Here is a 22221-nt window from a genome sequence, read left to right on the forward strand (position 1 = left end):
AATTCCTGTCCTGCCGGTCATGTGCGGAGCCGGATGACGAGTGCTGCTGCGGTGACGGTGCCCGGGACGACGGAGCCGCGCCTGCCGCAACGGGTGGCGGCAGTCCGGGAGTTCCTTCTGCCCCACAGGGCCTGTCGGCTACCCCCGCGCCAGCCAGGCCGTGATCTCGTCCACCACCGCCGGCTCGACGTGTCCTGGCCGCGCATACTCGGCCGGGGTGGCATGGCCGCTGCCGGAGAAGAAGAGGTGGTTGGCGTCCTGGTGGATCCGGATGGACACCTCGGGCCGGTGTGCGAGGGCGTCCTGCCAGCGGGCCAGGTCGTCGGCGACGGTCACTTGGTAGTCCCGCCCGCCCTGCAGGATCAGCATCGGGCAAGCCAGCCCTGCCGCCGTGGCCACCGGGTCGTAGGCGCGCAGGTCGAGCCAGTAGGAGGCGGAGAACCCCAGTGGCAGCAGCTTTGACGGTGTGTCAGGGGTAAGGCCGGGGGATGCCACCAGCGCGGCCTGCCGGGCGAGTGCGGCAACCATCTCCTCCGCGCCGGGCCCGGGGGTGAGTGCCGCGAGATGGCGGGCCACCCGGACGGCCGCCTCGTGCATCGGCTGTGCGTCTGCCGCGAGCAGCATCAGGCCCGCGATCGACGGGTCGGCGGCGGCGATCCGGGGTGCCGCCTTGCCGCCCATGCTGTGGCCGAGCAGGTGGATTTGGTCCGGGGCCACTTCGGGTTGCTGCCGGAGCAGGCGGACGGCGGCGAGCGCGGGCGGCAGGTACTCGTCGGCCATGGTGAAGTCCTGCGGCAGGCGATCCGGGCGCGCGAAGGTCGCCTTGTCGAAGCGCAGCACGGCCACCTGCCGGGTGACGAGCCCCCAGGCGAGGTCCTTGAGCGGCTTGTTCGGGCCGCTGCTCCCGTCCCGGTCGAACGCACCGCCACCGCTGAGCAGTACTACGGCGGGCCACGGTCCGGGGCCGACAGGCAGGCTGAGGGTGCCGGGCACGGCGAGCGGACCGGTCCCGAGTAAGACGTCCCGCTCGGTGAACCGGGCCGTATCCGCATAGTGCGGCGGATGCCACTCGGCGTCTCCGTGCGGGTCGAGCCGCAGTCCGTGCAGCAGGCCGTCACCGCCGACCGAGGTGACCACGGTGAAGCCGCTGTTCGCGCAGGTCACTGGGATGTGTACGCGCACGGGGTCGGCCTCGCCGGCCTGGCTCGCCGGCTCTTCGACCGCCCTGACCCCGCCATGTCCGGCTGCCTGGGCAGCCCATGCGAGCCTCAGCGCCTCGGCAGAGACAGCGGCGCGCAGTGGTGGCGCGAACAGCTCCACGATCTCGTCAAAACGCTCCGCCTGCAGCAGCGTGGCGAAGCCTCGCGCCACCTCCTGTGCCCCACCCTCATCAATTCTCATGATTGAGAAAGGTAGCAGTTGTGAGAAAGTCTGGGTATGGACTCCTTGGACCTGCTCGCCCACCCCATTCGACTGCGGATCGTCCACGCGATGGGCGGCGGAAGGCTGCTGACCACCACTCAGCTCTGCGCACGTATCCCCGAAGCCTCCAAGGCCACGGTCTACCGCCACATCGATCTGCTGGTGGACGGCGGGATTCTGGAGGTCGCCCAGGAACACAGGGTGCGCGGCGCAGTACAACGGCTCTACCGGCTGCGACAGGACCGTGCCGTGATCGGCTCCGAGACGGTCCGCACGCTCACGCCGGCGGACCATCGCCAGACATTCGCCACCGCGATGACCGCCCTGCTCGCCGAGTTCAACGCCTACCTCGCCCGCGAAGGGGCCGACCCGGTGGCCGACCAAGTGGGCTACCGGCAACACGCACTCTGGCTCAGCCCGGCAGAACTGGAAGAACTGACCGGTGAGCTCCGCGCAGCCATCGCACCGAGACTGGCCAACCGGCCGAGCCCCGAGCGGGCACAGTACCTGCTCAGCCCGATCCACTTCCCGGTGGAAAACCCGCAGCGGGAAACCGGGCAGCCGGCGGCTGCAACGGATCACGAAACAGACATATGACCGGCCGGACGGCTCCTGGGGCCGGGGCGCGATCTTGCCGTGGGTGTGCCGTCGTTCCAGTTCGCGGAACGCCTCTCGCACCTGCTCCAGCGGTCAGGTGCGGGCGATCGGCACCTCCAGCTCCCCGCGCGCGGCAACCCGGGCCGGCTCGCGGAGCACGACCGCGCACGCCGCCGCACCTTCTCCGTAGGTTCGCGCCCCCACCCTGGCCGCGGCCTGCCAGCAGCTGATCGTGTTGATCCGCTCGGGCCGCACGCCCAACTCCACTGCCGGCTCCACGTAGCCGTTGCAAACCCGCCCCCGCATTCCCGGACCACGGACCACGGCCCACGGACCACGGACACGATCTCTGCCGCCCGGACACGGAGCGAACGCGGGGGACCAGAACGCCCGGCACCGTTCGGGGCGCTCGGCTGAGCACTAGTGCCGGCACCGGGACTCACTCCCGCTCGGTCCTCAGGAACGGTTGCCCAACTCTGGCTCGATGCTGGCCATTTTGTGCACCCGGACTTGCCGACGCCTTGACGATCCGTTCCCTGGACGTTCAGCCAGGCGCCTGTGCCTGCGTTGTGTGCCGTCCCTAAGGTCCCTGAGTGTTTCGGAAGAAGGGGCTCATGGATACACCTCTCGCAGTTCAGGCTCGCGGGATCACCAAGTGTTTCGGTGACGTCGTGGCACTCGACGGCGTCGATCTGGACGTGGCACAGGGCCAGATCCACGGCCTGGTCGGACCGAACGGCGCCGGGAAGACGACGCTGCTCGGTCTCCTGCTGGGCCTGGCCGTCGCCGACAGCGGCCACCTGGAGATCCTGGGCACGCCGCTCAGGCGCGCGCTCGCCGCCCCCGACGGCGTCGCCGGCTTCGTGGACGGACCCGGCCTCTACCCCTCGCTCACCGCCCGGCAGAACCTCGCCGCACTGGCCGCTCTGCGAGGCCACGACGCGCGGACAGCGGGAGTCGACGACGTGCTCGAGCAGGTCGGGCTCACCGATGTCGCCGACGACCAGGCCCGCGGCTTCTCCCTCGGCATGCGCCAGCGGCTCGGACTCGCCGCCGCCCTGCTCACCAAGCCCCGGGTGCTCGTGCTCGACGAACCCTCCAACGGCCTCGACCCGGCCGCCAAGAAACACGTACACGGTGTCCTCACCCGGCTCGCCGCGGACGGAACCAGCGTCGTGCTCTCCAGCCACCGCATGGACGACCTCCAGGCACTGTGTTCCGAGGCCACCATCCTCGCCGCCGGACGGGTCGTCTTCTCCGGCCCGCTGAGCAAGCTGGCCGCCGAGAGCCGTGAACTCGACTACCGGCTGCTCACCTCCGACCCGCAGGCCGCCCGCCGGCTGGCCCTCGATGCGGCCGCGATCCGCGTCGTCGACGACACCGGGACACGCCACGACGCCGACGTGCTCGTCGTGCGCGCGCCGGTGCCCGCCCTCGACGAACTGGTGGTGCGGCTCGTGCAGGCGGGCATCGCGCTGCGCGAGCTCGCCCCCCTGGTGTCGCCGCTCGAAGCCGCGTTCCTCGCCCTCACCGAGCAGAAGGAGACCGGCCGGTGACCGCGACCCTCACCCACGACAACGTTGCCGCGGCCCGCCGCGTCTCCGTTCCGCGCGCCTACCGCTTCGAGCTGGTCAAACTCGTCTCGCAATGGCGGATCCGCCTGCTGGTCCTCGCCTGCTGGATCGCACCCGCCCTCTTCGTCGCCGCGGTGAGCCAGCAGAGCACACTCCCCTCCGACACCCTCTTCGGCCGTTGGATGCACGCCACCGGGTGGGCCGGAACGCTGGTGATGCTCGGCTTCGCGGGCACCTGGGCGCTCCCGCTGCTCACCTCGGTGGTCGCCGGCGACGTATTCGCCTCCGAGGACCGGCTCGGCACCTGGCGCCACTTGCTGGTGGCGGTCCGCTCACCCAGGCGGATCTTCGCGGCGAAGGCACTGGCCAGCCTCACCGTCATCCTGCTGCTCGTGGCCGGGCTGGCCGCATCCAGCACGGCCGGCGGGATCGTCGCGGTCGGCAACCAGCCGCTGGCAGGCCTCGACGGCCACCTGCTGAGCCCGGCGGACGCCGCCGGCAAGGTCCTGCTCGCCTGGATCTGCGTACTCGCCCCGACCCTGGCCCTCGCCGCGATCGGACTGCTCGGGTCCGTCACGCTGGGGCGCTCCCCGATGGGACTGCTGCTGCCCGCGCTCGTCGCGCTCGCGATGCAGCTCGCCCAGATGATGCCGCTGCCCGTCGCCGTACGCCTCGCCCTGCCCAGCTACGCCTTCATCGCCTGGAACGGTCTGTTCACCAGCCCCACGCAGCTCGGCCCGCTCCTGATCGGCATCGTGGTCAGCCTGCTGTGGGCCGTGACCGCGACCGCGCTGGCCTACGCGCTTTTCCTGCGGCGCGACTTCACCAACCCGACCTACGACGGCTCGGGGCGCCGCGCGGCCGCCGCCGCAGGCCTGCCGCTCGCCGCTCTGGCCGCCGTCACGGTCGCGGTGCTCGCCTCGGCGAGTGGTGCCTCGGGCTCCGGGATCGAGCAGGACAAAGTGCAGCGCTCGGTTGCCACGGCGTTCGCCCACCTCTATCGACTGCAGACCGAGCAGCTCAACCGCCCCGCCGTCACAGAAGCGCAGCTGAAGGCCACGGCGACGTGCGACAAGGGCAGCGTCAAGGTCGCCGCCGAGGGGCCGGGCAACGACTGGCGCTGCGTCGTGTCCTGGCACCTGCCCGGCATCGAGGTCGCGGGGACCGCGATCTACCAGCTCGACCTCACACCTGACGGTCGTTTCATGGCCGACGGCGACGGACCGAAGGAAGTCAACGGCTACTTCCTGGTCCGCACCCCGACCGGGGACGCACCCAACCCGCTGTGGCAGTTCGACGGCAACGTCGACCTGCTCGCCACCCCGAAGGGATAACTCCATGCAGGTAGTACGGCAGCGTCGGAGCAACGAGAAGGAACAGATCAACCTCTTTGGCAGACGCGTCGGCCGCCGGAGCACTCTGGTGGCGGCGGGCATCGCTGTGGCCCTCGCCGTCACGGGCACCGCTGTTGCCTCGACGAGCCAGTTCGCCACCCAGCAGGTCGGCCAGGTCACCGCCAACGGCCAGGTCATCTCGAGCGACCAGTACATCGCCCCGTACGGCAGCCGCACCGTCATCAACAACGGCAAGATCATGTCGTCCTCGGTCAGCCCGGACGGGGACCATCTCGCGGCCTCGATCGCCGATGGTGATGCGTCTCTGGTCATCATGGACCTCAAGACCGGGCAGGTGAAGCAGCGCGTCGGCACCGCCTCGACGGACGACCTGCGCATCACGAGTGGCGCCGTCGGCCAGGAGGGCCCGACGTACTCGCCCGACGGTTCGCAGCTGTGGCTGGGCCAGAGCGACGGCTACACCAAGTTCACCGTGAACGCGGACGGCACCCTCGCCAACCCGACGGCCGTCCCGATCCCGGCCGACGGCTCCAAGCACGCACTGGTGGGTGCCGCGGTGTTCTCGGCCGACGGCTCCACCGTGTACGGCGCGGTCAACGGCCAGAACCGGGTGGCCGCCATCGACGCGGCGACCGGGACCATCAAGCAGAGCTGGGCCGTTGGCAACGCACCCCGTGGCATCGTCATGGCCGGCAACAAGCTCTACGTCAGCAACGAGGGCGGGCGCCCGGCCAAGGCCGGCGACACCACGATCAACTCCTACGGCACCCAGGTTCCGGCCAACCCGCAGACCGGTGCCACCACCACCGGCACGGTCAGTGTCATCGACCTGACGGACCCTGCCGCAGCCGTCGGGAGCATCGACGTCGGTCTGCACCCGACGGCCCTGTACGCCAAGAACGGGGCGGTGTTCGTCACCAACACCGCCGACAACAACGTGTCGGTCATCGACACCCGCAAGAACAAGGTCGTGCAGACCATCGCCACCCAGCCGTGGCCGGAGGCGTCGGTGGGCTACGAGCCCAACGCGGTGACGCTCACCGACGACGGCCGTCTGCTGGTGACGCTCGGCCGCGCCAACGCCGTCGCCGTCTACCGCTACAAGTCCCCTCAGGAGCCCGCCAGTTACGTCGGCCTGCTCCCGACGGACTACTTCCCCGCGGAGATCACCACCGTGGGCAAGAAGGTGATCGTCTCCAACACCCGCGGCATTGACGCCCGCCGCCCCACCAACAAGGCCGGGCACGGCACCCACGACACCACGTCGAGCCTGACGCAGTTCACGCTGCCGGACGACAGCGTCATCAGGTCCCAGACGGGCAAGGTCTTCCAGCAGAACGGCTGGACGCGCGGCTCGGTCTCGCTGGCCCACGGCAAGGGCAACCAGAAGCAGGTGCCGGTCCCGGCGCGGCTCGGCGCTCCCTCGACGATCAAGCACGTCTTCATGATCGTCAAGGAGAACCGGACCTACGACCAGGTCTTCGGTGACATGCCGCAGGGCAACGGCGACCCGTCGGTGACGCAGTTCGGCGAGAACGTGACGCCGAACCAGCACGCGCTGGCTTCGCAGTTCGGGCTGTACGACAACACCTACGACATCGGCACGAACTCCGCCGAGGGCCACAACTGGCTGATGCAGGCCGACGACCCGGAGTACACCGAGTCCTCGGCCGGTGAGTACACGCGCAGCTACGACACCGAGGACGACGCTCTGGGCCACCAGAAGTCCGGCTTCATCTGGACCGGTGCGCAGGCGGCCGGAAAGTCCGTCAAGGACTTCGGCGAGTTCCAGTCGTTCGAGAGCAAGCCGGCCGGCGCGTCCTGGCAGAACCTGTACTGCGACACCAAGAACATGGAGGCGACCGGGCAGGACACCACCTACCCCATTCAAACGGGCTCGGCGATCCCGTCGCTCAACAAGGTGTCGGTGTCCGGCTTCCCGCTGTTCGACACCAGCGTCCCGGACATCTACAAGGAGCAGATCTGGAAGCAGGACTTCGAGAAGAACGGTCCGGCGAACCTGAACATGTTCTGGCTCTCCAACGACCACACCGGCGGTCCGGCGAACGCGGCCGCCCAGGTCGCGGACAACGACCTCGCGGTCGGCCGGATGGTCGATGAGATCTCGCACAGCAAGTACTGGAAGGACTCGGCGATCTTCGTCGTCGAGGACGACTCCCAGGCCGGCCTCGACCACGTCGACGGCCACCGTGCCCCCATCCAGATCATCAGCCCCTGGGCCCAGCACGCCGCCGTCGACAGCCACTACTACTCGCAGATCACGATGATCCGGACCATCGAGCAGATCCTCGGGATCCACCCGATGAACCAGAAGGACAGCGCGGCCACCCCGATGCGCGGGGCGTTCACCCGGCACCCCGACTTCACGCCGTTCAAGGCACTGCCCAACCGGACCTCGCTGACCGACGGCCTGAAGACCCCGCCCGCCTGCGGCGTGGACACCCCGGCGCCGCAGGACCCCAGCGCAGCGGCCGTGCCCTCGGCCAAGGTGCCGGCGGCCAAGCGGGCACTCGCGGCGACGTGGGAGGAGTGGAAGACGCACCAGCGGCTGACCGGGCCGGGCGCCATCCCCGACTTCGCGAACCCCGCGCAGATGAACCACTTCACCTGGTACCAGACCCACGGATGGACCAAGCCCTACCCCGGTGAGAGCAAGATCTTCGCGCCCAAGGACGTCCCGGGCGCCTACATCCCCTCCTCGGAGTCCGACGGCTGACAGGAGTCCGACGGCTGACGCGGACTCACCGCGTCAAAGGGGCCCCTGACCGGCGTCACCGCCGGCCAGGGGCCCTTCCGTCCCCACCCGAGCCGCGTTCGCGCTCCTCTGCCTGCACGTGAGGGGGCCGTCATGCACTCCAGCCACCCTGCCGCGTCATCCGCGGTGTTCCTGGCGGCCAGCTCGCCGGTCACAACCGGCGGATCGACTGCGTCGCCGGCCGGGGCCTTGGCCCCGGCGGACTTCGACCACGGCAGCGAGGCCATTAGGCATTCCCCTCCGCCACCCGGTTCCAGGGCACTGAAACCATCGTGAAACCGCGCTGAATGCGCCCTGCCGCAACCTCCTCCGCATGACGACAACGACCTCGCACTCACTCGCCATCGCGGCCAAGGGGCTGCGCAAGGCCTACGGCGACAAGACGGTTCTCGACGGGATCGACCTGGCGGTGCCGGCCGGCACGGTCTTCTCCCTGCTCGGACCGAACGGCGCCGGCAAGACCACCGCCGTGAAGATCCTTTCCACCCTCATCACCGCCGACGCCGGCGAGCTGCGGGTCGGCGGTCACGATCTCGCCGTCGACCCGCAGGCCGTGCGGTCCGCGATCGGCGTCACCGGACAGTTCTCCGCCGTCGACGGCCTGATCACCGGCGAGGAGAACATGCTCCTCATGGCGGACCTGCACCACCTCTCCCGCAGCGAGGGCCGCCGCACCGCCGCCGAACTCCTCGAGCGCTTCGACCTCACCGAGGCCGCGAAGAAGCCCGCCTCCACCTACTCCGGCGGCATGAAACGCCGCCTTGACCTCGCCATGACGCTGGTCGGCGACCCGCGGATCATCTTCCTCGACGAGCCCACCACCGGCCTCGACCCGCGCAGCCGCCACAACATGTGGCAGATCATCCGCGAGCTGGTCTCCGACGGCGTCACCGTCTTCCTCACCACCCAGTACCTGGACGAGGCCGACGAACTCGCCGACCGCATCGCGGTGTTGAACGACGGCAAGCTCGCCGCCGAAGGCAGCGCCGAGGAGCTCAAGCGGCTCATCCCCGGCGGACACGTCCGGCTCCGCTTCACCGACCCCGCCGCCTACCAGTCCGCCGCCGTAGCCCTGCGCGAGGTCACCCGCGACGACGAGGCGCTGGCGCTGCAGATCCCCAGCGACGGCAGCCAGCGCGAACTGCGCGCCATCCTCGACTGGCTGGACTCCACCGGCATCGAGGCGGACGAGCTGACCGTGCACACCCCCGACCTCGACGACGTGTTCTTCGCCCTGACCGGCCCCACCGCCATCCCCACCCAGCCGAACCAGCCCAACGAGAACGTCCGATGAGCGCCCTCTCCCTCGCCGTACGCGACTCGAACACGATGCTGCGCCGCAACCTCCTGCACGCGCGCCGCTATCCGTCCCTCACCCTGAACCTGCTGCTCACGCCGATCATGCTGTTGCTGCTCTTCGTCTACATCTTCGGCGACGTGATGAGCACGGGCATCGGCGGCGCCGACCGCTCCGACTACATCGCCTATATCGTCCCGGGCATCCTGATGATGACCATCGGCGGCACCGTCATCGGGACCGCGGTGTCCGTCGCCACCGACATGAACGAGGGCATCATCGCCCGCTTCCGCACGATGGCGATCCACCGCGGGTCCGTGCTCGTCGGGCACGTCGTCGGCAGCGTGCTGCAGTGCATCGCCAGCGTGGTCCTCGTCGGCGCCGTTGCCGTGGCCATCGGCTTCCGGTCCACCGACGCAACCGCCCTGGAATGGCTGGCGGCGATCGGACTGCTCGCGCTGTTCGCCCTGGCACTCACCTGGATCGCCGTCGGGATGGGCATGGCCAGCCCGAACGCCGAGGCGGCCAGCAACAGCGCACAGCCGCTGATCCTCCTCCCGCTCATCTCCAGCGCCTTCATCCCCGCCGACACGATGCCGGGTTGGTTCCAGCCGATCGCCGAGTACCAGCCGTTCACCCCGGCCATCGAGACCCTGCGCGGCCTGCTGCTCGGCACCGAGATCGGCAACAACTGGTGGATCGCGATCGCCTGGTGCGTCGGCCTGACCGTGCTCGGCTACCGCTGGTCGACGGCGTCCTTCAACCGCGACCCGAAGTAGCGGCCATGACAGCGCGGGCTGCCTCCCGCAACTCGTCCCGCTCCAGGGCGGCGTACTCCGACACCGCGTCGGCGTACGCCGCCCTGTCGGCGTCTTCCGCCGCCTTGCGGGCGCGGTCCGCCGACATCGTCGGCTGGAACTCGCGCATCACCCCCAGCCGTTCGGCCAGCGCGATCATCCGTACGGCACCGGTGTCGCCTGATGTGAGCCCCGCCATGCCGAGGCTGTGCAGCAGCGTCCCGAACAACGGGAGTTCGGAGGGCGAGCCGACCGGATCGCACAGCAGCGTCCGCAGCCGCTGCCGCAGCCGGTCGACCACCTCCGTGACCAGCCCGAGCCGGCCGGCATGCGCGTGCGCCGTCACCGCCACCGACTGGATCAGGAACGCCCACGGGTCGAGCCGGGCGTCGCCGTCGCGCAGCGAGCCGGCCGCGAGCATGCGCTCCACGGCGCCGCGCCACAGGCCGAGCCCGACCTCCGTCAGCCCGCGGGCGAGCGCGATCTCGGCGCGCCCGCCGAGGTCCGGCCGGTAGAAGTCGTCCTGCTGCGGGGTGCTGTCGCTCTCCGCCTGCCGCAGCCAGTAGTCGGCCTCGTCGGTCTCGCCGCGCTGCAGACAGGCGAGGACCAGGAGCGAGCGGATGCCGATGTAGTCGTGCCCGTCGCCGAGCCGCGGCAGCACCTTGAGCGACGCTTGGAGATGCTCGTACGCCTCCTCGCCCCGCCCCGTCCGCAGGCACAGCTCGCTCAGCCGGGAATGCACCATCAGCTGCACGGACGGATTGTCGACCGCCGCCAGTCCGGCGACCGCCCGGCGGGCCGAGACGAGCGCGCGGTCGATGTCGTGCTCGAACTCCCAGACGTAGCAGGCGACGCACTCGGCGATGCCGGAGAGCAGCGGCTGCTCGCTGTCGCCCGCACCCTCGCAGAGCTCCCGCAGCACGTCGTAGCCGGGAGGCCGTATCTCGGGGATCGCGCTCAGCACGAGCGCGGTGGCGCGCATCAGCGTGTCCGGCGGGGCTGGGGGCAGCCGCCGGAGGGTGACGAGCTGGCGTACGGCGCGCGGGCCGGAGCCCATGAACACGGTCGCCGCGCCCAACACCGCGGCGGTGCGGGCGACTTCGACGTACTCGGGCCCGGGACGGTAGTGCGACAGCGGCGGGCCGGTGTCCGCGGCGATGGCGGCGAGGCGGGGAAAGTTGGTGCCGGTGGACCACAGACTGGCGAGGACGGCGGTGACGGCGGCGGTGGTGGGGTTGTCCGTACAGGCCAGGGCATGCCGCAGGGCCAGCACGAGGTTGTCCTGCTCGGCCTTGATCCGCTCCCAGGCGGCCTGCGCATCCGAGCCGAAGAGCGCGTCGTGGTACGCGACCCCGAAGTCCCGCGCCCAGGCGAGGAACCGGCCCACAGCCTCCTCGTCCCCGCCCGCCTCCGCACGCCGGGCCGCGCTGAACTCCCGTACGGTCTCCAGCATCCGAAACCGCACCCCGGCCGGGGTCTCGGCGACGGTGAGCAGCGACTGACCGGCCAACTGCTCAAGAAGCAACAGCGCATCCTCGCCGAGGACCCGCTCCGCCGCTTCACCGCCGAACCCCCCGGGGAACACGGACAGCGTGCGCAGCGCCGCCCGGGCATCCTGCGCGAGCAGGTTCCAGCTCCACTCCACGACCGCGTGCAGCGTGCGGTGACGCTCCGGCACCCCCCGCACCCCGCCGCGCAGCAGCGCGAACCGGTCACCGAGGCGGCGGGCGATCTCCGGCACCGACATCACCCGCACCCGCGCCGCGGCCAGCTCCACGGCGAGCGGCAGCCCGTCGAGGTGACGGCACAGCCCGGCCACCGCGTCCGGCGGCAGCTCCACGCCGGGCCGGGCGGCCCGCGCCCGCTGCGTGAACAACTCGACGGAGATGCCCAGACCCAGCTCCGGCAGCGCGTACACCGCCTCCGACGTCAGGCCCAGCGGAGCCCGGCTGGTGGCCAGCACCCGCAGGTCCTTCGAGGACGAGACCAGCGCCTGTACGAGGCCGGCGGCACCGGCGATGACCTGCTCGCAGTTGTCGAGGACCAGCAGCGCGGACCCGGAGCCGAGCACACCGAGAATGCCGGACACCGGGTCGTGACCGCGCACCGCGCCCGGCCGCCCCTCACCCGCGCCGAGCGCGGAAGCCACCTCCGCGGCCACGTCCTCGTCCGCCGTGACACCGGCGAGCGGCACGAAATACACCACGCGCTGCTCGGCCCGGCGGCTGACGGCGTGCGCGAGCCGGGTCTTGCCGAGGCCGCCGGGGCCGACGACGGTGACGGCGCGGGAGGCGCGCAGCAGCCGTTCCACCGCCGCGACGTCCTCGTCCCGGCCCAGCAGCAGGTTCGGCTCGTGCGGCACACCGTGCCGGACCACAGGCGACTCGCCGCGCAGCAGCTCCTGCTGTACGGCCTTGAGCCCGGCGCCCGGATCCGTGCCGAGCGTCTCGCGCAGCTCACGCCGGTACGCCTCGTACCGCATCAGCGCGGCGGACGGGCCCGCCGTCGCCGCCTCGCCGCGCAGCAGCTCGGCGAGCACTTCCTCGTCCCGCGGATGCTCCGCGGCGGCCACGGCCAGCGGCCCGGCCGCCTCCGCGTGCCGCCCCAGCCGGGCGAGCGCGAGCGCCCGCGCGCGCAGGAGCGCGCCGCGGACCGGGGCGCGCTCGGCGCGCAACGCGGCCACGGGGTCGTCGGCGCTGCCGGCCCCGTCAGGAGTGCCCTCCCACAGCGCGAGCCCGGCCTCGGCCGCGGCCAGCGATCCCGCGTGGTCCCCGGCCCTGGCACGGTCCGCGCCGGCGGCGGCGTGCAGCAGCAGGGCGGAGCTGTCGACCTGGTCCTCGGCGAGCGCGAGCCGGTATCCGGCGGGCGTGCTCGCGAGGACGTCGGCGCCCAGCTGCGCCCGCGCCCTGGACACGAGGACCTGCACCGCCTTTCCCGGCCGCTCCGGCAGCTCGTCCGGCCACAGCCCGGCCACCAGCCGCTCGGTGCTGCAGCCCGTGCGCAAGTCGCCCGCGAGCAGCGCGAGGAGACCGCGGAGCCGGGGCGCGGTGATCTCCTGCCCGCGATAGGCGACACGTGGCAGCAGGGTCAGGTCGGTGGTCACCCGTGCAGATTAGCCAAGGTGCCGGCCGCCGGAACTCCCGCCGCAGGCCGAACTCCCGCTGCCCGTGCGGCTCTGCTCCACGCGCGCCCGCCGCCGGGGCGGCTGCCGCAGCCGCGCCGACCGTTCCCGCCACCCCGTGCCGACCGTCCCAGCACCCCGTGCCGACCGTTCCTGCTGCCGGCGCCGGAAGGCCGGCCCGTGCGGCGGGCAGCCCGCCCGACCTCGTACGACCACGACACCCTCACCCGCGGCCGGCCCCGCCCCGGCTCGACCGACGATGGAGAACTCGACGCCTCACCGTCTACCGTGACGCCTCACCGTCTACCGTGCGGAAGCTCGCAGGCCCGACTCTTGCGGACTCAGGTCCTGTTCGACCCAGATCGTCTTCCCTTCCTCCCCGTAGCGAGTGCCCCACCGGCTCGCCAGTGTGGCGGCGATGAACAGGCCCCTGCCGTTCTCGTCCTGCGCTCGTGCGTGCCGCAGGTGGGGGGAGGTGGTGGAGTCGTCCGAGACCTCCACGGTGAGATGTTCGCCCCGGATGAGGCGGACTCGCGGATTCCCGGTGGCGTGGGTCAGCACGTTCGTCACCAGTTCGCTGACCACCAGCTCCGTGGCGAAGGCGTGATCGTCCAGCTGCCATGCTTCCAACTGGTCGCGGACTCGCGTCCTGCAGTCGGCGACAGCGGCGCGGTCCCGGGGCGACGTCCAGGACACGTAGTCGTCGTGGGCGAGCCGCCTGACCACCGCGGTCAGGACGGTACCGCCTTCGCGGCCGCGAGCGTGGTCGCCCATGAGCGCGTAGACGATGTTGTCGCAGGCTGCTTGGGCATTTCCCGCAGACGTGCCTGCTGCGTGCTGGATCAACGCTAAGGCGTCGTCGCCGTGTGCCGGGTGCAGCATCGAGGCCGAGTAGAAGGTCAGCAGCGTGTGCGGCTCAAGGGTGGTCCGGGACAGTTCGTAGCTGGAATGGTGGCCCAGACCGGGGCCGACGGGAACGCCGACCGGGCTGGTGGTGCCGTCCGGGGCGGTCGTCAAAGGCGGGGGCCAGTCCGCGGAGGCGGTCGCGATTCCTCCCGTGATCGGGTCGTAGACCGCGTACAGGCAGCGGGCTTCCCCGACGCGGGTGTTCTCTCCCGCGGCAGCAGATGCCTCGTCCTCCTGCTGGATGTTGTGCGTGACGTCGTCCAGGTGTGCCAGCAGTTCGTCGGGGGCCAGGTCCATCCGGGCGAGCGTGGCGAAAGCGGTCCGGAATCGCCCTATGTCCACCGAGGCCCGCAGACCGCGCTGCGCAATCTGGCCCATGGCCAGGCCCACCCGAGCACCGGACAGTGCGATCACGTCGAACCAGTGCGTCTGGTGGGTGCCCGGGTTCCAAAAGTGCGCCGTGCGCACGCCGGGCACCTCGGGAAGGTTCTGCGGCAACAGCCTGCGCTGCAGGGTCGTCGCGGCGGTGCGCTCCCGCGTGTAGCGGCGTGCGTTTTCCATGTGGACGGCCGCCCGGTCGGTGATCCGCTCGGCCAGGGCCACGTCATGGTGATCGAACGGCGTGGTGCGCCGCCGGGTCCGGTAGAGGCAGACCAGCCCCAGGACACGGCCCTGCTGCACCAAAGGCGCCAGGATCATCGAGTGCACGCCGGCCGAACGCAGGAGCCCGGAACGGGCGGCGTCGTGCATGTGCCAGTCCGACGGACTGCCCCGGGGATCGACCAGGCGCGGCTTCGTGTCCGCCAGCGCTTGGCTGTAGGGGGTGGGGTACGCGAAGCGGCTCGGCTCACCCACCGCATACAGGCTCGTGAATTCCGCGACGGAGACGAACGCCGCCCGGCGCAGGGGAGTGGTGCTGCTCAGCGGGGGCAGCGGGGCCTGTTCGCCGTGGAAGACGGCTTCCACCAGATCGACGGAGGCCGCATCGGCGAACTCCTCGGTGGCGACCGACGCCAGCTCCTGCGCCGTCTGCATCACGCCGAGTGTCGTTCCCACCTTTTTGTCCGTCGCGGCCAGCAGTCGCTCCGCGTCCTGGGCCCGCACACCCTCTGTGACGTTGTGGATGACCGTCGCGGCCCCCACGACGGCCGCGCCCTCGCCCAGCGGAAGAGCCAGCACGGAGTAGATCTCCTGCCCCTTCCGGACGTCCCGTACGACGACCGGGCTCGCGCCGGCCGCCCGCTCGGTCTTCATGACCTCCACGAGCAGCGGACTGAGCCGAAGCGTGTAGTCGAGCTCTGCCGCATTCTGGCTGATGACGTCATCGGCCGGCAGGCCGCGGATGGCGAGGGAGGCGGCGTTGCTGCGCAGAATCGTCAGTTCAGTGTCGTACAACTCGAGACCCGCGATGGCGTTCTCGAACGCCGATGGCATATAGGCGCTCTGCACCCGAGCCGTCCCGGGGCTGGGCGCCGATCCGACCGCGGAGATCACGGTGCCTTCGCCGCTTTGCCAGGCGTCGAACTGGACCACAGGCGTGCCGTCTTGCGCGCTCGACTCCAGCATGTCCCGCAGCACGTCCAGAGCGGACTGTCCGACAAGGCCGTCAAGGACTGCCTGCGGGATCCCCATGCCACGCACGGCAGTGATGAATCCGCGGGCGTCGAAGCTGAACGAACGCCTGCCGGCCACCCTGGACCTCCCTTCATGCGATGCCCGCCGCCAGGCCCGCAGCGGCTCCCCACCTCGATATGACGCTGTGTATCGAAGACGGCACCAGTTGTGGAGAGGGGCCCTGCGGCATCACGACTGGCGGGGACACAACGAGCACAGCCCTCGCTGTTGCGATGCCCTCGCCCCACCATTGTCCGGCTCGGGCCACGCGCACGCACCTTCCGCCCGAGCCCGCCGACGTTGACTGCCCGGAGATTGGGACGTCGGGATCGCGGAGAAGTTCTCCTCGGCGACGCCGAAGTCCTTGGTCGGCGCCGACCGGGGCGTGTGCGCGAACCAGTCGCTGATCAGTCCTGCTGTCCTGGGGGCTGTTCAGCAGGTGTCTTGCCGGCGAGCACATCCTTGAGCCGCTGCGTACCGAGAGTGACAGCCTGCTGGGTAGAGTCGGCCTCGGTGCCGCCAAGCCCTCCGTTCGTCACCGCGATGGCGTTGGTGCCGAGACGGACGGCGGCAAGATCAAGCGTCAGCGTGGCGGGTTTGCCACCCACCGGGCCCTGAAGCGTCAGGCGCAACCCCTGGCGAGAGTCGCCGGCCTTCGGCAGCGAGGTCTCGATGACCTGGGCAGTGCGGGCGCTTCCGTCCTTGCCCGTGACGGTGAACTGGTCGCACTTCACCGGCAGCGTCTTGAGCCAAGCCAGCGATGAGTCCAGTTGCCCACGGTCATAGTCGGCGACCTGATAGAGCATTCGGGCGCCGTCACTGCCACCCGAGAAGCCTGCCACCGCACTTGCCCCGGAGGGCTTGCCCAACAGCGCGTCACTGTAGAGCACGTCGAGCAGCTTCTGGCAGTCAGCAGCGGTCGTTTTGCTGTCGGTGAAGAACTGGGCAGCATCCACCTTGCCGATGAGCAGCGAATCCCGCCAGGTGGCGGCGTCGTTGACCCGCGTCCAATTGCCCTCCAGATCCGTCGCGTTGATCAACGCGGTTTCCGCCTCGCCCTGGGTCAGAGTTTTTGCGGACCTGGATGACGTAGAGGTCGCTGCGTCGCTCCCGTTCGAGCAGGCCCCAGTGGCCAGCACGGCGCCCGCCGCCAGGGTCAGGGCAAGGAACCGGGCAGCACGGGCTGGGTGACGAATCATCGCCGATGCCTCCTGAGGGACTCCCAACAGCACACTTCTGTCCCACTGCATCACCGCCCCTCCCGCCCCACGAGTCCTACGGCCCGTATGGGTGGCAGCTCCCCCTCACTCCGCGCGTTCGCCCGTACGGAGATGCGACAGCCGTACGCTCCCGGACTGGCATGCGGACGCCCATAAGGCCCCCGGCCCCCTCCCGCGCAGTGGACACCGACACCCCCTGCGCGCGCGGCAAGAGGCCACGGAGACGTCCGGTCGCTCGTGGCAGCACGTGCGCCCGGCCGGCGTGCCCCGCCTTGCGGGGGCCACCGTCTCCCAGCAGCCTGTTGGACAGGGACGGTGAGAAAGGGAGCCCTGCGATGACCCAGCATCCGCCCACGGCGCCGCTCGACCGGCCGGTGGTCGGCTCGTACCCGACCTACGAGGGCGCTCAGCGCGCGGTCGACTTCCTCTCCGACAGCAAGTTCCCGGTGGAGCGCACCGCGATCATCGGCTCCGACCTGCGGATGGTCGAGACGGTCCTCGGCCGGCTCACCCGCGGCCGGGCCGCCCTGGCCGGCGCGGGCTCGGGCGCCTGGTTCGGCCTGCTCATCGGCCTGCTCCTGTCGCTGTTCGCCGCGGGCAACCACCACGTCCTGGTGCTGATGATCAGCGGCCTGTTCTACGGCGCGATCTTCGGTGCGCTCTTCGGCTTCGCCGGCCACGCGTTCACCGGAGGCCGCCGTGACTTCGCCTCCCGCAGCCAGATCGTCGCCGCCCGCTACGACGTGGTCGCCGAGACGGAGGTCGCGGAAGAGGCGAAGAATCTGCTCATCAAACTCGGCTGGCGCGAAGACTGAGCAGGACGGCCGCTACGGCCGCACGGTCCGGCACTGGACGGTGAGGACCCGTCACCGGTCCATGAGACTGCAGACGGCTTGACCCGGCGCAGGAGTGGAGTGTGACGTGCTGGGGCTTGCGGAGCCGTACCCTCTGCCGGATCCCTCTGCCGGATTCCATGGAGTTCCTCCCGCCTGCCTCAGGCAGCCCGCCCACCCGACCCGATCAAGCCCCGCCGCCGAGAAGGCTCACACCCCGCGGGACCGACGCCCGCAGTTCCCTCACCAAGGCGCGCACGACAGCGGATCCGGCCAGTTCGGAAGTGGTGACATAGCCGACCTGGCGTGTCGGGCGCCCGGGGCCGAGATCAGTGATCCCGACCGAGTCCGGTGCTCCGACCAAGGACAGCGCCGGCATGATCGCCATTCCGTGACCCCCGCTCACCAACGAGAGCACCGCTCCGTCGTCCTCCGCCTCGACGGTTGCCTTCGGGATCCAGTCCTGCGCGGCCCACCACCCGCGGGTGTACGAGCCACAGTTCTCGGCCCAGTCGACCAGCGGCAGCGAGCGCGGGGCGGCATGACCCGTCGCGTGCACCAGCGCATACGGCTCTTCAAGGAGCCCGCTCGCGACCAGACCCGGTGGAAGCAGCACGGAGCCGCCCAGTGTGGCGATGGCGATGTCGGCCTTCCCGTCGGCCACTTCGCCCGCACTGCCGCGCCCCACCTCGCGCACGATCCGCACCCGCGGCTCGATCCCGGGGTGCCGGGCGCACAGCCGCTGCAGGACGGCCGGCAGCAGGTGGAGAGCCGCGCTGCGGAAAGCCGCGATCCGCAGCGGCCCCTGCGCAGCAGCGGGCCGGGCCGCGCCGCGCGCCTCGGCGGTCAGGACGTCCAACAGGCGCAGGACGCGGCGGGCGTACGCGACGGCCTGCTCTCCGGCAGAGGTGGGGCGGGCGCCGGTGCGGCCGCGTTCGAAGAGAACGGCACCGATCCTGCGCTCGCTGCCGCGAACCGAGTGGGAGACCGCCGACTGGGTCAGACCGAGTGTGCCGGCCGCGGCCGAGAAGCCGCCGCTGTCCGCGACCGCCACCAGGACGCGCAGTTCCTGCGGGGCGAGATCGGAGTCGGTCGTACGGGCCACGGGGCGCTCACCTCAACGTATGAGAACTGCTCATGGAACGGTGTGTCGCATGAGCCCAACCGGCTGCCCAGGGGGCGCATTCCCGCCCTACGGTCCGGTCATGAACGAGACCGCGCTCACCGTGCACCAGACCGCCCGCCCCCACGGTTTTCCCACCGCCGAGCACTTCGCCTTCGTCGAGTCCGCACTTCCCGGCCCCGCAGCCGGCAGCGCGCTCGTGGAAAACCTCTACTGGTCCGTCGACCCCTACCACCGCGAGATGATGGACGACGTGCCCGGCGGCTTCGCGCTCGACGCACCGCTGGAAGGCCGCACCATCGGGCGCGTCATCGCCTCGCGCACGCCCCGGCTGGCCGAGGGCGAGATCGTGTTCCACCGGCAGGGCTGGCGCACGCACGCGGTGGTCACGCCCGAGGAGATCCGGCAGCTGCCCCGCTTCGACAAGGTGCCCCTGACCGCGTACTTGAGCACCCTCGGCGGCACCGGCCTGACCGCCTATGTGGGCCTGACCCGGATCGCCCGGCTCCAGGAGGGGGAGGACCTGTTCGTGTCGGCCGCCGCGGGCGGGGTCGGCACGGCGACCGGGCGGTTCGCCAGACTGCTCGGCGCCGGACGGCTCGTGGGCAGCGTGGGCTCGGCGGCGAAGGCCGCCCACCTCACGCGGGAGGTGGGCTATGACGCCGTCTTCGACTACCACGACGGGCCCGCCGCCGACCTGCTCGGCAAGGCCGCGCCGGGCGGCATCGACGTGTTCGTCGACAACGTCGGCGGCGCGCAACTGGCCGCCGCGGTGGGAGCGCTGCGCGAGTTCGGGCGCATCGTCCGCGTCGGCACGATCAGCCAGTACAACACCCCCGACGCACCGCCGCCGCGCTTCAACTACGCGGACATCGTGGAGAAGAGCGTCCGCATGGAGGGCTTCCTGGTCAGCAACTACCGCGACATGCAGGAGGAGTTGTACGAGTTCGCGGTGCCGCATCTGCAGAGCGGCCGGCTCGCTTTGGACGAGACGGTGGTTGACGGCTTCGAACACATCGTGGACGCATTCCTGGGAATGCTGCACGGCAAGAACACCGGCAAGATCATCGTACGAGACCGCACACAAGTCCCGTCGCGATGAACTCCAGCGGCTACGCGGGGAACTGGTAGGCCGACGCCAGGGACCCCGTGCTCGTCGGACCGCCACCATGCCCGGCGATCCGCAACGGCTGTCGAGACTGCTGAAGTAGGTCACCCCTGCCCGTTGTCCAGGACCTCCGTCGTCGCGTGCGGGGCGGTCTGCTCGGCGGAGTTGCCAATGGCCGCCGTGGCGGTCACCGGGGCCGCGCCCGGTTCGGCGGCGGCACCGCGAAGAACCGGCATCACAGCGCGTGGCACCGCCGCTGTCCCGGTCGCCCTTATTGACGCCGTGTCATTAACAGTGGTTCAGTGGCTCAGCCACTGAACCACTGAACCGCTCAACCATTGGGGGCCGGGGTGGAAGCACTGCCACGCGAGACGATCGTCGACGTGTTGGAGGAGCGGCTGCGCGAGGACATCCTCGCCGGGCGTCATCCCGCCGGGAGCTATCTGCCTCCCGAACGTGAACTCGCCGACGGATTCGGGGTCACTCGCACCTCCCTCAAGCACGCCTTCGGCCGGCTGGCGCACGCCGGGCTGCTGGAGACGCGCCACGGAGTGGGTACCCGGGTACGGGATTTCCTGCGCCTGGGCGGGGCGGACCTCCTGCCGATGCTCGTGCGCCACAGCCCCGACTGGATCGGTGAGATCTTCGAAGTCCGGCGCAGCGTCGGTGAGCTGATCGTGGAACGCGCAGCGACCCGTGCCACGGCGGCCCAGGTCGCCGAACTGCGTCTGCTGCTGGCGGCCGTCGGGGATGCGGCGGGGGGCGAGCCCGTGCAGCTGGCGGACGTGGAGGTGCACCGTGCACTGGCCCGCGCCACGGGCAACCGGGTGTACGTCCTGCTGACCAACACCCTGTTCAACGCGTACCTGCCGGTGCGCGGCGCACTGGTCGAGCCCTTCAAGGACCCCTGGGCCGCTCATGACCGTCTGGCACCCGTCGTCGAGGCGGTGGCCGCCGGCGACCAGGAGGCGGCACGCACCGCCGCGGGCGACTACCTGTCGGCAACGGAACGCATCATGCTCACGGGGCTGGCACGCTCCGGCGGACGCCGGGAAGGTGCCCTGTGAGCTCACACGGGACGGTGTTCAAGGAGACCATGCTGGGCCGTGTGCGCCTGGCCGACGAGGACGGCGACCGCCCCGTGCGGCTGGACCTGCTGGCCCGTGCCGACGCCGTGCTGCTGCCCCACCGCACGACGCGGGCGCACGTGAGCGGACGGGTACGCATAGCGGGACGGGCCGACGACGCCGAAGCCGAGGGCGAGCTGGAGATCGCGCCCCTGTCACGCCGCAGGATCCGCTACCGGATCACCTTCGCCATGGAAGGCCGGCGCCTGACTCTGGACGGCTGGAAGTCGGTGTCGCCCAAGCGTCCGCTCGCCTCGCTGACGGTACTGCCGTACACCCTGTACGAGGACGGTGACCGCGTGGGCGAGGGCACGCTGCGCTTCCCCCTCGCCACCGGCCTGCTGCCCTTCCTCGCGAGCTTCCGATTCCCTCGTGCGGCCGCGTCTTCTGCCGACAGGCATCTGACGCCGCGCTGGGACGGCACACCGGGGCGGACCGAGGTCTGGTACACGACGCTGACCGATCCGGCCACCGACAGCGGGGTCTGGCTGCACCACGAACTGGTGGCGCCCTCCGACGGTTCCGCTGCCTACGCGCACGGCTGGATCGCCGTCTTCCCCAAGGACGGCCCCGCCGAACACACCCGTTTCGGCCCCGTACCGTGGACGGCGGATCCGGAGGGCTTCACCGCCGAGGGCATCCGCGTCCGACCCGGCCGGCTCACCGGCTCCGCCGGGACGTTCACCTGGGCGCTCACCGAGAGCCCCGAAGGTCCGCCGCTTCACACCTTCCCCCGCTGGTCCTGGCGACGTCCCTGGCTGCCGGCCTCGCACATGCTCCCCGCCGCCCGCGCCCGCTACAGCGGAACCATCCGGTACGGCACCGGTGAGCTGCGGCTGGACGACGCTCCGGGAGCCGGCGCCCGCATCTACGGCCACGGCAACGCCCGCCGCTGGGCCTGGCTCCACGCCGACCTGGGTGGCGGCGACGTCCTGGAAATCATCGCCGCGGTATCCATGCGACGCGGACTCGACAGGCTGCCGCCCCTGGTCTTCCTGCGCCTGCACCGAAACGGCCGTACCTGGCCCCGGCGCGCGGAACGCTCTGCCGTGGGCTGGGCGGGCATCGGCCGGTTCCGCGCGGACATCCGCCTGCCCGAGTGGCGGGTCGAGGGCAGGGCGGGCCTGAGCCGCATACAGGTGACGGTCACCCAGCCGCCGCAACAGACACTGACGCTCGGCTACACCGACCCCGACGGCTCCACCGCGGTCTGCCGCAACAGCGAGAGGGCGGACGCGGTGGTCAGCCTGGAACGCTGGTGGGGCACATGGCGGCGGGAGGCTGTATGGCGGCTGTCGGGCACCGCGCACGCGGAGGTCGGCGACCGATGAACTCTCGAGGTACCACCGCC

Annotated in this window: 17 protein-coding genes; 10 read left to right on the forward strand and 7 right to left on the reverse strand. The window is 70.9% G+C overall.

What is annotated here, in order from left to right; all coding sequences use genetic code 11:
* Positions 1-138: 138 nt before the first annotated feature.
* On the reverse strand, positions 139-1401 hold the full coding sequence (locus OG798_RS51985; RefSeq protein ID WP_328759827.1) for an alpha/beta hydrolase: 1263 nt from the start codon (positions 1399-1401) through the stop codon (positions 139-141).
* A 36-nt stretch (positions 1402-1437) separates the two neighbouring features.
* Here OG798_RS51985 and OG798_RS51990 point away from each other — a divergent pair, with 36 nt between their 5' ends.
* Positions 1438-2019: a helix-turn-helix domain-containing protein gene (locus OG798_RS51990; RefSeq protein ID WP_328759828.1), complete on the forward strand. Its 582-nt coding sequence runs from the start codon at positions 1438-1440 to the stop codon at positions 2017-2019.
* 93 nt (positions 2020-2112) lie between these two features.
* On the opposite strand, the gene OG798_RS51995 is transcribed toward OG798_RS51990, so the two are convergent.
* On the reverse strand, positions 2113-2298 hold the full coding sequence (locus OG798_RS51995) for a hypothetical protein (protein WP_328759829.1): 186 nt from the start codon (positions 2296-2298) through the stop codon (positions 2113-2115).
* A 335-nt stretch (positions 2299-2633) separates the two neighbouring features.
* On the opposite strand from OG798_RS51995, the gene OG798_RS52000 reads away from it, so the two are divergent.
* The 5 genes from OG798_RS52000 (at position 2634) to OG798_RS52020 (ending at position 9800) form a co-directional block, all read left to right on the forward strand.
* Positions 2634-3575: an ABC transporter ATP-binding protein gene (locus tag OG798_RS52000; protein ID WP_328759830.1), complete on the forward strand. Its 942-nt coding sequence runs from the start codon at positions 2634-2636 to the stop codon at positions 3573-3575.
* Positions 3572-4927: an ABC transporter permease gene (locus OG798_RS52005; RefSeq protein WP_328759831.1), complete on the forward strand. Its 1356-nt coding sequence runs from the start codon at positions 3572-3574 to the stop codon at positions 4925-4927. The genes OG798_RS52000 and OG798_RS52005 overlap by 4 nt, the downstream gene beginning before the upstream one ends.
* A 4-nt stretch (positions 4928-4931) precedes the next feature.
* The gene (locus tag OG798_RS52010) at positions 4932-7685 is read left to right on the forward strand and encodes a bifunctional YncE family protein/alkaline phosphatase family protein (protein ID WP_328759832.1); all 2754 of its coding nucleotides are present in this window, start codon (positions 4932-4934) and stop codon (positions 7683-7685) included.
* 352 nt (positions 7686-8037) lie between these two features.
* Positions 8038-9018 carry an ATP-binding cassette domain-containing protein gene (locus OG798_RS52015; RefSeq protein ID WP_328759833.1) on the forward strand — a complete coding sequence of 327 codons (981 nt, stop codon included), beginning with the start codon at positions 8038-8040 and terminating at the stop codon, positions 9016-9018.
* Positions 9015-9800, forward strand: coding sequence for an ABC transporter permease (locus OG798_RS52020; protein WP_121413397.1), 786 nt, complete (start codon positions 9015-9017; stop codon positions 9798-9800). The genes OG798_RS52015 and OG798_RS52020 overlap by 4 nt, the downstream gene beginning before the upstream one ends.
* Here the strand turns inward: OG798_RS52020 and OG798_RS52025 are convergent.
* From OG798_RS52025 to OG798_RS52035, 3 genes are all read right to left on the reverse strand, one after another.
* Positions 9781-12921: an ATP-binding protein gene (locus OG798_RS52025; protein ID WP_328759834.1), complete on the reverse strand. Its 3141-nt coding sequence runs from the start codon at positions 12919-12921 to the stop codon at positions 9781-9783. The two genes, OG798_RS52020 and OG798_RS52025, sit on opposite strands and share 20 nt — an antisense overlap.
* A gap of 321 nt (positions 12922-13242) precedes the next feature.
* Entirely contained in the window at positions 13243-15537 is a 2295-nt protein-coding gene (locus tag OG798_RS52030; RefSeq protein WP_121413395.1) for an ATP-binding SpoIIE family protein phosphatase, read from the reverse strand.
* A gap of 329 nt (positions 15538-15866) precedes the next feature.
* Complete coding sequence (locus OG798_RS52035) at positions 15867-16658, reverse strand: hypothetical protein (RefSeq protein WP_328760209.1); 792 nt, start codon at positions 16656-16658, stop codon at positions 15867-15869.
* 356 nt (positions 16659-17014) lie between these two features.
* Between OG798_RS52035 and OG798_RS52040 the strand changes: the two genes are divergently transcribed.
* A complete protein-coding gene (locus tag OG798_RS52040; RefSeq protein ID WP_095850147.1) occupies positions 17015-17494 on the forward strand; it encodes a general stress protein in 480 nt (159 codons plus the stop codon).
* A gap of 205 nt (positions 17495-17699) precedes the next feature.
* Here OG798_RS52040 and OG798_RS52045 read toward each other — a convergent pair whose 3' ends face one another.
* On the reverse strand, positions 17700-18617 hold the full coding sequence (locus OG798_RS52045; protein WP_328759835.1) for a LysR family transcriptional regulator: 918 nt from the start codon (positions 18615-18617) through the stop codon (positions 17700-17702).
* A gap of 100 nt (positions 18618-18717) precedes the next feature.
* Here OG798_RS52045 and OG798_RS52050 point away from each other — a divergent pair, with 100 nt between their 5' ends.
* Positions 18718-19737, forward strand: coding sequence for an NADP-dependent oxidoreductase (locus OG798_RS52050; protein WP_121413392.1), 1020 nt, complete (start codon positions 18718-18720; stop codon positions 19735-19737).
* Positions 19738-19847: 110 nt separating this feature from the next.
* Here the strand turns inward: OG798_RS52050 and OG798_RS52055 are convergent, their stop codons facing one another.
* Complete coding sequence (locus OG798_RS52055; RefSeq protein WP_328759836.1) at positions 19848-19979, reverse strand: hypothetical protein; 132 nt, start codon at positions 19977-19979, stop codon at positions 19848-19850.
* Positions 19980-20093: 114 nt separating this feature from the next.
* On the opposite strand from OG798_RS52055, the gene OG798_RS52060 reads away from it, so the two are divergent.
* Both OG798_RS52060 and OG798_RS52065 read left to right on the forward strand, forming a co-directional pair.
* On the forward strand, positions 20094-20810 hold the full coding sequence (locus tag OG798_RS52060) for a FadR/GntR family transcriptional regulator (RefSeq protein ID WP_328759837.1): 717 nt from the start codon (positions 20094-20096) through the stop codon (positions 20808-20810).
* The gene (locus OG798_RS52065) at positions 20807-22201 is read left to right on the forward strand and encodes a hypothetical protein (protein ID WP_328759838.1); all 1395 of its coding nucleotides are present in this window, start codon (positions 20807-20809) and stop codon (positions 22199-22201) included. The genes OG798_RS52060 and OG798_RS52065 overlap by 4 nt, the downstream gene beginning before the upstream one ends.
* Positions 22202-22221: the final 20 nt, after the last annotated feature.

Source organism: Streptomyces sp. NBC_00271 (assembly GCF_036178845.1).
Classification (GTDB): Bacteria; Actinomycetota; Actinomycetes; order Streptomycetales; family Streptomycetaceae; genus Streptomyces.